Origin of the sequence: Phormidium tenue FACHB-1052 (assembly GCF_014696675.1) — a bacterium.
Taxonomy (GTDB): domain Bacteria; phylum Cyanobacteriota; class Cyanobacteriia; order Phormidesmidales; family Phormidesmidaceae; genus Nodosilinea; species Nodosilinea tenuis_A.
Window position 1 is genome coordinate 219,869 of the sequence record NZ_JACJQN010000008.1, and the last position, 11,289, is coordinate 231,157.

7 protein-coding genes are annotated in these 11,289 nt (G+C 46.9%); all 7 read right to left on the reverse strand.

Annotated features, from left to right (window positions below):
• Positions 1 to 466: 466 nt before the first annotated feature.
• The 7 genes from H6G07_RS13125 to H6G07_RS13155 all read right to left on the reverse strand — a co-directional run bounded on the left by H6G07_RS13125 (position 467) and on the right by H6G07_RS13155 (position 11,143).
• The gene (locus H6G07_RS13125) at positions 467 to 943 is read right to left on the reverse strand and encodes a bMERB family protein (RefSeq protein WP_073608460.1); all 477 of its coding nucleotides are present in this window, start codon (positions 941 to 943) and stop codon (positions 467 to 469) included.
• A complete protein-coding gene (locus H6G07_RS13130; protein ID WP_073608459.1) occupies positions 924 to 2,930 on the reverse strand; it encodes an integrase in 2,007 nt (668 codons plus the stop codon). Before H6G07_RS13130 ends, H6G07_RS13125 begins: the two co-directional genes overlap by 20 nt.
• Positions 2,923 to 4,524, reverse strand: a complete 1,602-nt coding sequence (locus tag H6G07_RS13135; protein ID WP_073608458.1) for a site-specific integrase — start codon at positions 4,522 to 4,524, stop codon at positions 2,923 to 2,925. The genes H6G07_RS13130 and H6G07_RS13135 overlap by 8 nt, the downstream gene beginning before the upstream one ends.
• A gap of 1,145 nt (positions 4,525 to 5,669) precedes the next feature.
• A complete protein-coding gene (locus tag H6G07_RS13140) occupies positions 5,670 to 8,834 on the reverse strand; it encodes a helicase-related protein (RefSeq protein WP_073608456.1) in 3,165 nt (1,054 codons plus the stop codon).
• A 42-nt stretch (positions 8,835 to 8,876) separates the two neighbouring features.
• Positions 8,877 to 9,584, reverse strand: coding sequence for a hypothetical protein (locus tag H6G07_RS13145; protein ID WP_073608455.1), 708 nt, complete (start codon positions 9,582 to 9,584; stop codon positions 8,877 to 8,879).
• Between the two features lie 48 nt (positions 9,585 to 9,632).
• Positions 9,633 to 10,844: an ImmA/IrrE family metallo-endopeptidase gene (locus H6G07_RS26700; RefSeq protein ID WP_073608454.1), complete on the reverse strand. Its 1,212-nt coding sequence runs from the start codon at positions 10,842 to 10,844 to the stop codon at positions 9,633 to 9,635.
• The gene (locus tag H6G07_RS13155; RefSeq protein ID WP_073608453.1) at positions 10,826 to 11,143 is read right to left on the reverse strand and encodes a type II toxin-antitoxin system HigB family toxin; all 318 of its coding nucleotides are present in this window, start codon (positions 11,141 to 11,143) and stop codon (positions 10,826 to 10,828) included. Before H6G07_RS13155 ends, H6G07_RS26700 begins: the two co-directional genes overlap by 19 nt.
• Positions 11,144 to 11,289: the final 146 nt, after the last annotated feature.

Here is an 11,289-nt window from a genome sequence, read left to right on the forward strand (position 1 = left end):
TTCTAGTACAGTGCTGCTCAAAGGCACTATGTTGCTGTGTGAGAGCCTCTAGCTTTTCCTCCAACAAGGCACAGCGTTGCTGATAGACTTTTTCACTTCTTTGTAATTTCTTTAGCTCTTTTTCAAGCCGACTAACTTCTCTTTGAAGTCGTTCTACGTCAGTGTTCCTGAGACGAGGTGTAGGATCAGTCCGGAGCTCGACTGCAGGCTTCTCCACTTCCTTCTCTGGATTTTGCTGAGATAGCCACTCAGCTAGACAAGATAACATCTCCTGATAAATGGGCTTACAAGCAGCGCTCTCCAGTCTTTTTCTCTCAAAGCGTGGATACCCCCGTTTTCTCATAGCTTGCTCTAAACCCGATTTGCTTAGAGTTTGTCCGTACCGTGGCCACTGATTAATCGGTACTTCACGCTTAAAGATGTCAAGGGCTTCCGCATAGATGTCTCGCTGATCTGTGCTTTTCATCTAAATACGCCCTGATGGAGGAATCTCATTATCGAAGGGGCGAAGGATAACTAAAGTTTCACGTTCATTAGGAACCTTCTTATTGGGTGGAATAGGTTGATCAATAGTACTTAGATGTGATCCTTTTTCCCGAATATGATAAGCAATTCTTTGCCAGCGTTGCTTCCAAAGATATTCTTTACGCTGGTGTTCCTCGATTTGAGCTTTAAGTCTTCTATTTTCTTGGATGAGATTATCAATATCCTTATCATTTTGCTGACGGCTTTTGACTAAACCGCTAGACAAGGCTAATTTCGCTATATCATATGCAGCCTTTATTTGGGGCTTTGCTTGAAGTGCCTGGCGTGAAAAACCGAAACGTTCCTCCAGAAGAGCCCAGGTCAACTTAGACCCCAATTGGCCTTCTGCCCATTGATCTAATTCCGAGACAATTAGATCTATATCCTTTTCAGAAATTCTAAGATACTTCTTGGCCATAATGAGAAATACCTAAATACTCATACGGATCAAAGGGTTCTATGTCGTTATCCGCCAACTGCTGAGCGAGAGTGCGCAGCTTTTTATCACTATGAGTGAGCCAGTCTATACTCTTTTTAGGCTTCTTACTCTTTGACTGTTTTTCTGCTGTATCGCGAGAGATACAAGCCATAGCCCACTGCCGTTTTAGCTCTTCTATACGATCAGGGTCATCTTTAATCCAGACATAATCTTTACACTCTGCTGTACACTGAAGATGCCTTTCGCAGGGTGTCTGCACAAAGTTATGGATACAAAATCCTGGCCCAACATCATGCACAGCTTGGACTCTAGCTTCTAAAACAGCATCTTGCAAGTCTATCGGAAGATTAACAACTTGTCGCGCAAGTAACCCACCAGCTTGGCCATCTTTTATTGCCTCACGAAACAAAAGTGCTTTTTTCTCACGACTAGTATGTTGATAAGCTTTCGTATCATGCCTATTAGCACGACCAAACCATCGGGTTTGCAATAAGTCTGTCAAACCACCTTCATCTAGTAGCGTGTTGAGAGTGTGTCTAAAATGATGGCTAGTGAAGTCAGTGGAAGCTGATATGGAGGCATATTCTTTTGCCAGATCCGGAAAATACCTAAGAAAAGTTGTCAACATAGCATGCGTACACTGAGATGCAACCCAAAAGTGAAATTTCTCTTTTTTCTTAGGATGGCGAATAGCCAGCATATCCTCAAGAAAGTAATCTTTCCCTTGCAAGTCAGTGACTATAGGGGAAACAAATTCTTGTCGAAAATCTAAATAACAGAATTCAATTAGATTCTGTTTGTTTGTATAAGGTTTGGTTTTGCCATTACTATGGCAATTTTTCTTGTCGTGCAAAACCCATCCTTCCTGGAAGAATCTATTTTGCCTGCCAAACAGACTAGTTGTTATTCCAAGATTTCCCAAATCTTCTTTGTATAACTTGTCATCGTCTTTTATGTGTGCCAAAAAGCGAATATCTGGGCCATTACATCTTCTCACTTCTGCTGCCACTTCACGTGTCCTGGCACAGGACTCAATAAGTTCATCAATAACTGATGCAACAATACCGACCACCTTGGTGGGAAGAAATAACTGGCGTTTGGGTAAAGTTATACTACCTCTATTTGTCTTTCTTGGAAAATACTCGATAAACGATCTTCCTTCATCATCTTGATTAACTTGTTGTAATGGCAATAAAGATATCTCACTATATCTACGGCCCGTACAAGCCATTAATGTTAACAGGAGTATGTAAAAACGGTAATCATGATCTTTTGGCACCTTCTGGTAAAGTTCGCCAAGAATCTGATAAATCTTTGGATCGACCATCTTTTCATGCTGTATTTCCAAAGCTTCAGGATCATCTAATCGCTTATATCCTACGCCACCTGTTGTATCAGGTCGCGACATTTTGTGATACTTATAGTTCAAATAGGCTTTGCATAGCCTGTTAGCATCACAATATGCTGCAAATTCGTTGACTGCTTTATGCATGTTATAAGCTAGACTCTCAGAGTAGTGTTCTGAAAGAAGTCTACAGGCTAGGTCTAGATATTCTGGCGTTAACCTAGCAATATCAAGTCCCTTCTTTGTCATCGCATAAGCTACATATCCAAGGGTAGTAATGAAGTTACGTTGGTTTGGCGTGGATTGCTGCTTTTGATGGAAGCGAAGTAAAAAGAGAGCTTTTATATAGTCTGACCAGGGCGACGGAATAGGTTCTCCACCTAATTTAGGAGAGAAATGGAAGACCAAATCTGCCTTGCTTAAATTTTTGCCGGATAGTTTTATTAACTTTCCACCAGTTACTGTCCAAATGGACTTGTCCCAAATTACAGATTCAAAACCCTCTGGGCTCAATTGTTTGGCAAGTTTGATCAAATCCTGTAAATTTCGTTGGATATCTCGATCAACCTGATCCAGGAATGGAACAACTTTTGGCTTTCTCTGAGAGCGTTTATCAGCCATTTTTTTCTCCTTTGCACAATTCCACAACCTGAGAGACAGCATAGATTACCTGGTCTAGCTGGATGCCAAGCCTTTTTTGTTCGTATTTTTGTAGCTTGTGTTCTCTATCCTGAAGTAGCAAATCCAAAACCTTTTCATGATCTGCCTGTTTATACGCCTGAAATTTCGGGCATAAGTAACATGAAAATGGTGGGTCTAGGTGGCAAATTTTACTTTCACCACAAATGCCAATTTCTGTTTGATCAGATGGATTGGACTCACTTTGGAAAAATAAACTCTTGTCTTGCCGCTGGTAATTAGCAGCTTTAGTGGGATCGGAAATTAGTTTTCCTTTGAATAGGTCTAGATAACTAGCAAACTCCTTCGCGATTGCTTTATCTAGATGTTCTACAATTCTGCCAGAGACTTCAAAATACACTCCAACATTTTGCGTGTCCGAGTGATCTAACACCTTAGCTAACTCACGCTTGCTGATACCTTCTGCGGCAAGATTTGTAGCTAAAGTGTAACGTAGTCGCCTTGATGAAATGGATATAAGCTTATCAGTTAGCGGAGAAATTATTTGATGCCGCTTCACAAATTCTTTTAAAAGATCATAAATATCTTCGCTTGTAAAGTTAAAGGCATCATCGAATAAACTTGTATAGAGTGCTGCTTTATTACCTTTGACATTTATCAGCAAAGGTTTTTCTACAAAAATAATTTGGTTGTTAGGTTGAAGTTCGGTACTGACAGTTCTATTGGCTTCAATTAGATCTAAAAGGTATTCAACAAACTCTGGCTCTAAATACTCATTTTGAAAGTCATCTCGCGGATGTAGCTGCCGTTTTTTAATTCTTGGCACACGCAAAATCCAACATGGCTGGTCGTTATCGGGCGTAAGATCAATAAGATCCTTTTCTTTAATATATGTTAGATTTTTAGGGTTTCTTCCAAACGCTAAGGATAGAGCTAGAACTACTTTCTGCTGTAGATGGCGAAACTCTCTACTGTTGTCACTTCTTAATGCCTTTAGTAAAAGCGGGAGTTCGAGTGATGGGTGAATAGGACCTTTTTCAGGATCTTGGGTTCTTACCGCCTCTCCCTTGGGCTGACCTCCGTAAGTAATTGCTTGAAGTTGTTGCGCATATAACTTGCAAAAGCCTAGTTCGGGATAATTTTCTGCACTCCATATATACCATCTTGAAGGTCCATACATCCCCCATAGTCTATGCTTACTCCTAGCGTCTAAGATTCCCATCTCAAACAAAGAGATCAACTTTTCTTTGGTGAGATATTTGCTGGTTTCTTCTCCTAAATCATACTTTTCTTGATAACGAAGAATCTTATGATGAATGTTATTGAATAAATTATGGCCATAGCTCGTGGAAGTCTGTTCCAAATGAGTTTGGATGAAGCGTTGCAATACCCATCTGAGGCCAGTTTCCAATACCTTATCAAACTTCAGTATATATTCTCTTTCCTCAGGTAATGGCAGTGACCAACTCAAAGTAGATGTGTCTATTTCATATCCCTCTCGAGTAATAATCGGATTCTGAATTGCTGGCCATTCATCCTCAAAATCTCGTTTTAAAGAAATTGGAACGCTACTCATCTTTACATCTCTTGCCAAAAAGTCTTGATGATTTCAGAAAATGTCTCTCTAGCTAATGTCTTTATTGGAAGAGATTCTCAAAAGACACTATTAATCCAATCCTTTGTCAACCACGGAGTTTGCCAAAGGAGAAGCTTGTGGATCAAATGTACCACAAGCTTCTCCTTTAGTGTAATTTTTTTTTTTGACAAGAAATGTTGACCGCCGACAAGCGGTGAAGCGGTGGGATACAGAAGAGGTTTCAGTTCTGGCGACCTTCGGTAGATCTAACTATGGTAAGCACCGAATATTCAAGTTCTGACAAGATTTTATCGTTGAGACTTACGAGGTCGGCAACAAGGGCAATGAGCGCATGAAGCCCAAGAAAAATGTCGTCAAAGTGCAGGTTAAAGCGCGTGAAATTGGGGATGCTAACCCTCCAGCTACAAAACCGCGCTACAGGTGCTAAAGCCCATCATTGATCGGAAGGAAAAAGCTAGGAGCATTCGCAGCCCAGGCTGCAGGGGGGCAACACTGTTGATCAAGACTCGCGAAGGGCAAGATCTCTCGATCGAGTACAGCCTCATATCTGCGCTTATGGTCGCACTGATGCAATGCTGGTTGACCAGTATCGTGAAATTCTGAGGCGGCCTTGGCTGACAACTATTATTGATACTTACTCACGTTGCATTATGGACGTCCACCCCAGGTTCGATGGGCAGTGGCCCTGGCTCTGCACCATTCTATTTCGCTGAAAAAGTATGGGCTAGAGTACACACTCAACTGTACATTTGTCGGGTGGTTGAGGTGCTACAGAAGTCGACGATTCGCGCTCTGAGCTAGGGGCTGAAGAAGATTGAAAAGTCTGTGCTCTAAGAGGTATCCAAGGAGTACAAGTGACGGTTAGTGCAGCTATTCAGTCATGGTTGTTTGTAGTAGACCCTACGAGAGAAAGCCTAAGCTATTAATTGGGCGGTTTAAGGGGCGAAACCATCTAACACCAGGTAAGTTAGGAACTATGACTGGCATAGTGACTGTGGTAGTCGACTGGGAGAAGTATCATTTCAACCTTTAGTGCGAATCCAAGCTCAAAACTTCGGTGCTTCGGAGGATAGATGCTGTAGCTGTTGTAGAACACTATTGGTTGAGTGGTACCAGCACTCTTATTAAGAAGACACCGCTACTGTCAGTATTTCCTCAAACAGGGGATCTCCCCAGAGCAGTAGTCGTAGAGATGACGTTTCTTCAAAAATTGTTGGCTTGAAGGTCACCCGGTAGACTTGCCTCTCGTAATCCAGTTCCCAGAAACCTTGATCTAACTGGGTAAATTGAATTCCTTTTGCTTTAAGGATGTTCGACTGAGTGAACGTCGCCTCTACAACCTCGGGGCTGATTGCAGAGGGAGGCAGCGGTCGCCGAATCTCTTGCAGGTCGGCTTCGACATCGCGCTTCACCATGTCATCGAGGGCTGGCCTCTGGGGTGGAGCCGATAGAACGGTGTCAAACTCAGAGAGCAGCACGTCTTCTTCTTCAGCATCGACACTCATGGTGGCCCGTTCGATGAAAGTGGGCACCTGGGCCAGGATGGGCTGGAGGTTGCCAACCACAGATTCAAAAGCCCCAATGCGATCGCGCAATTTCTTATACACCTTCGCTTCCACCGTACCGTCGTAGTAGAAGTTGTGGATGGTGACGGTGGGGTAGCGCTGGCCAATGCGGTCAATGCGGCCAATGCGCTGCTCCACCCGCATGGGGTTCCAGGGCAGGTCGTAGTTAAACAGCACGCCGCAGGTTTGCAGGTTCAGCCCCTCGCTGGCGGATTCCGTGCAGAGCAGGATTTTGATTTCACCATCGCGAAACCGGGTTTTGATCAGCTCCTTGGGCACCACCGCCCACTGGCCATCGCGCCACAGTTCCCCGCCGCGCCCCGAGTAGCAGGCCACCTGGTTGCCGTAGAGTTCTCGCAGTTGCTCGCGCAGAAAATCCATAGTGTCGGTGTACTGGGTGAAGGCGATCGCACTTTCTCGGTTCACCAACTCCTGCCGCAGGGTGGCGATGAAGTGGGCCAGCTTGGTGTCTTCTCCGGTGTTCCCAAACTGCCGCAGCAGGGCTTCTAGGTGTTCGATCTCCCTGGGGTCTACGGGCTCCATATAGCCCTCTAGCCCTTCGATCACCGCATCGTCGGCATCATCCAGATCCGCTAGGTCATCAGCGGTGAGGCCGCTGCCCTGCTGGGTAAGCAGAGAATCGAGCCGTCGCTGGAGGGATTGTTGGATGGCATAGAAGGAGCTGGTCAGCCGCTTGCGGTACAGGGTCATCAAAAAGCCCAGGGCTTTGCGCTGTTCCTTTTGAGCTAGGCGATAGAAGTGGCGCACGTAGTCGCTCACCTGGCGGTAGAGGTCGGCTTCGCGGGTGGGTTCGAGGGTGATGGCGTTGTCGCACACCTCACGGCGGGGCACGTCTTTTTCCAGCAGGCCAAGGCGGTAGTACTCCCGCAGGGTATCCCGCGTGTGGCGGAACATCATGTCTTTGAGGGGAGTATTGGTGGAGAGGAATTGCAGGGAGGCGGCAATAAAGGCCTCGTCTTGCAAGTAGAGGCGCTCGTTGATGATCTTGATGCGGCCTCGCCAGACATCTTCGACTTGGCTGGCCAGCATGCGGTCTTGCTGGTGGAGGTGCTGCTGGAGGCGGGGGCAGGGCTGGCTGCCACGGGCAAAGTAGTCGGCAGACATGGTTTGCCAGAAGTTGAGCAGGTGGCGATCGGGTTTGCTCTCTAGCGATGAGAAGTAATCACAGAAGGTGTCGCCATAGGCCCAGTGGCCCTTTAGCCCCAGCACATGCAGCAGGTCAAAGACTTCGATGGGGTCAATTTGCATCGGCGTGGCCGACAGCAAAATCAGCGCTTTGGTTTTGTCGCGCAGCTGCTCCAGTAGTTGCAGCAGGCGGTTGGGGGTATCTTTGCGGGCTTGGGGCGATTTGCGGCGGGCGTGGTGGGCCTCATCGAGAATGACTAGATCCCAGGGTTCGGCATCGAGCAGTTCTTGCATCCGCTCACGGCGGCGTACCAGGTGGCTGGAGGCGAGGATCAGGTTTTGGCTATTCCAGGGGTTGCCGGTGGGCTGGGTGGTTTGACCGTAGGGATCTTTGAACTCGCCCTGGGTGTAGCTCCAGAAGTGGAGGTTGAACTTTTCGCGCAGTTCTTCGTGCCACTGAGGCTGCACGCTGGCGGGAGCCAGGACGAGAACGCGCTTCACCTTTTGGGACACTAGCAGGTAGCGGAGGATTAGCCCGGTCTCGATGGTCTTGCCTAGGCCCACCTCATCGGCGATTAGAAAGCTGCGAGGAAATTCGGCGGCGGCGCGTTTGAGGATTTTGATCTGGTGGGGCCAGGGCTGGATGGGGATGGAATTAAGGCAGGCGCTCAGGCAGCCGGGGTCTTGGTGGATATTGGCGATCGCCCGAAACATCTCCCGTTCCCTAGCCAAGGTGGCTTCATCGATCTGGGCCTCTGGCTCATCCTCCTGAACAGGCTCTGGGTCAGGTATTTCTAGCTGCTCTCGCTCTTGCTTTGTGAGAGGGCGCTGGTTGAATTCGTCGTCGGCGTTCCAGAGGGGCTTTTGGGGTGGGGCGTAGCGGATCAGCTTGCGCTTGACGGCTTCGGGCACCTCGAACACGCGGACGCTGGGGATCTGGTTATACCAGTGCTGCTCGAAGCGCAGGGTTTCTTCCTGTACGCGGGCCAGGTCGCGATCGCCCTCCCAGGAGCAGAAGACATGGAACGATTCGACATTGAAGTTCCAGCCGCCGCTGGACTCGTTGTTGGAGCCGGTGGTGGCGATCTGGTTGCCGTCGGCGTCGGTGAAGAGGCAGACTTTCTCGTGGTAGATGTAATGGGTGTTGATGGCCTCGTCGGGGTCGAGGGGTTGCCCGTCGTGGCGCAGGGGAATGGCAATGCGGATGTCGAGGCGATCGCTCTGAATTAGCCAGCTGAGAATTTCGAGGCGTTTGAGCTGGGCGAAGTTTTGGGGTGGGGTGAGGTTGGCGTCGAGGCGGGCGGCGACGGCATCGCGGAGGGTGTAGCCCTGCTGAATGGCCTGGAGGTCGGTTTTGCTGAGGTGGCAGCTCATGATCAGGCGGATGCGGCCCTCGTTGTGGAGGAAGGCCCCCAGCCCCCCAGCGACCTGGCTGAGGATGGCGCTGTTGAAGAAGCCGGATTTGCGATCGTATTGGGTGGAGCGTTCTAGGGCGGGGATGTAGAAATCGGCGACGGGGTTGCTAGTGTCGCTGGCATAGCTAATCTTCCAGGGATAGTCCTGTAGTACATGAGTCATCAGGTTACCGTTAGGATGGATTGTCACCTAGCACAGCAGCTTTTATTGGAGCTTAGTAATCTCGTCACTAGCTACATCAACCACCAATGAGTAAACCAGCTTGCCACTTTCAGACAGACTGGCTGACAGTGTCTCTATTCGGATTAATTCCTCTTCAGAAAAGATATCCAAGGAGTAATATTTTTGTCCATAAGAGCCTAAGGTTGAATCGTATATAGTTTCTTCTCGAATAGCCTTCTTAGATTTCAGTAGCGCACCAATTTCTGCCAAATCTTTATCAGAGTCAACCAAACCTTTTTGTTGGAGAGTTACATAATTATCAAATCGGTTAGCCAAAGAAATCTCTCGTTTCGCATTATCTTTATACGACAAACTATATGAACCGGCTCCGGAGTTGAGAAGTGTAAACAACTCTTCTCTAGAAAGACTGCTAACTTTTTTGGCTAAATCTGGGTTGCCAATCCTTAAGGCTTGTTCGACCTTGACAGCAAAAACGTCACCGAAGCCAACCTCACTAGCATTGTTGATAAGGCGTTTGACAGGATTATAAAATAGTAGAACTAAAACCAATATTACAATCTGAGGTGAGATAGCTCTGCATCCAAAAGTTAGTCTTTGGATAAAGTCCCATCCCCATCCAGTTGGTCGTAATAGGTTCTTTTTCTCGACCTCATATTCGTCTTTTGTTATCCTATCTTTCTCTAACAGATCTGATAGCTCTTTGAGAATCTCAAGCCTTTCTCGATTCATAATAGGTTTTCCGTTCTGTGAGAAGCTTCTACAGCAATCCTATTTGGACTACTCAAAGCAAACTCTCACCTGGTTATTCCCCACATAGTGAGTCAAAATGCGGTAGTTGCCAGTTTCCTTACGAATTCGGCCAGCAATAATTGCGGGATTGATTCGTAACTGCTGGGCTAGGGCAACAACAGCAGATGACGAAGGTCGATCCAATAAGCGAGCATGCTGCCAGATTTCTGGAGAGATTAGTACATTTTTCGCTTTTTCATCAGCTTCTATCTCTTTCTGATCTTCTTCACTGGGATCAGTACTCAAATCATCAAAAATTGCATAGTCTGTATTATTTCCCTCTAAATGCAGCTGCTGGTGAGCTAGCTCATGGCAGAGAGAGAACCAAAAGTTATCAAGGCGATCGTGGCGTAGGGTTAGACCAATGGTGGGGGTACCATCCGGTAGCCTTAACGCTGCTCCATCAAGATGAGTGCGTTGTAGGTGGGGTAGATAGACTAGATGAATACCATGATTGGCTAAATACTCTTTAGCTAAGCGTGGCCCTGACTCTGCCCAACTGAGCCGAACCATTTCTTGAATAAATTCATCCGTGATACTGCCAGGCTTATATTTCGCTGGTAATGGCGTTTGGTTAGCAATCGCTAATACCTGTAATCCCCAAGCCTGTAAAGCATAGGGATCCATTTTGGCATTTCTGCGAGCGCCATCATTTTTCCGGCAAAACATTTTGAAAGCCGTATCGTATCCGCCCGCCCGTTGAATTAGGTCTCGGATAATTTCTTCGGCATGGTCAACGATATCTGCTCCCTGCTCAATCCACCCTTTCTTGGCCATTTCTTTCACTGGATACTGAGACCAATCAATATCCTCAGGGGTTTCTGGAAGGGTAGCACTCGGCTCTTGCAAAAGCACCTCAGCTGGAATCCCCAAATGGCTATGGAGAGCGCGAATCATGCTGAGGGTCAGAGAGCGTTTTCCAGCTAGCACCTCAGAAACCTTAGAACGACTGCCCAAATAGGGAACCAAGTCTCGCTGAGTTAGGCCAGACTGCTCCATCCGAAACGTAATAGCTGAGAGTGGATCTGGAAAGTTGATAGGGTAGTGTTGATCTTCGTATACCTCTACCAGAGTAGCCAACACATCTAGCTCGTCGGCCTCAGGAGTATTTGGGGCAACATCCATAAGGGTGCTAATACGCTCTAGTGCCGCCTCGTAGTCTGCCTCAGTTTTAATAGGTTTTATGGTGGATTGAGCCATATTGTTTCAACGTCAATCTGATCGTATTGTTTGTGCGTGCCCACAAAACAGATATAGACAATCTGCCTTGGGAAATTGATTTGAACGACCAATCTATATTTATTGCCTGCAATGTTAAAAACTACTCGCCCAGACTTCAAAATGCTGGCACTGCGATACTGCTCTTTAATATCTGCTGGATGAGACCAGTCAGCTCGCTTGACCTCGTGGTACCAGGCTTCAAGAGGAGCGCGGGCGTCAGCGTACTTGGGGCTACTGGCCCAAAATTGAGTTAGAGTTTTCCGGGCGATGACACGCATACGGTCTTCATTGGCTTATCCCTCCCTTGATAACACATTGTTCCCTAAATAGAATCTAATGCATTGCTCCCTTTTTGGGAACACACTTAAGTATCCTTCTTAAGCGGCTCATAATTTGGACCTGTTTCCTTCTACCACAGCCATCT

Coding starts and splice junctions, on each gene's coding strand:
- H6G07_RS13155 (WP_073608453.1), bottom strand. CDS start 11,143: ATGCGTGTCATCGCCCGGAAAACTCTAACTCAATTTTGGGCCAGTAGC.
- H6G07_RS13130 (WP_073608459.1), bottom strand. CDS start 2,930: ATGGCTGATAAACGCTCTCAGAGAAAGCCAAAAGTTGTTCCATTCCTG.
- H6G07_RS13125 (WP_073608460.1), bottom strand. CDS start 943: ATGGCCAAGAAGTATCTTAGAATTTCTGAAAAGGATATAGATCTAATT.
- H6G07_RS26700 (WP_073608454.1), bottom strand. CDS start 10,844: ATGGCTCAATCCACCATAAAACCTATTAAAACTGAGGCAGACTACGAG.
- H6G07_RS13145 (WP_073608455.1), bottom strand. CDS start 9,584: ATGAATCGAGAAAGGCTTGAGATTCTCAAAGAGCTATCAGATCTGTTA.
- H6G07_RS13140 (WP_073608456.1), bottom strand. CDS start 8,834: ATGACTCATGTACTACAGGACTATCCCTGGAAGATTAGCTATGCCAGC.
- H6G07_RS13135 (WP_073608458.1), bottom strand. CDS start 4,524: ATGAGTAGCGTTCCAATTTCTTTAAAACGAGATTTTGAGGATGAATGG.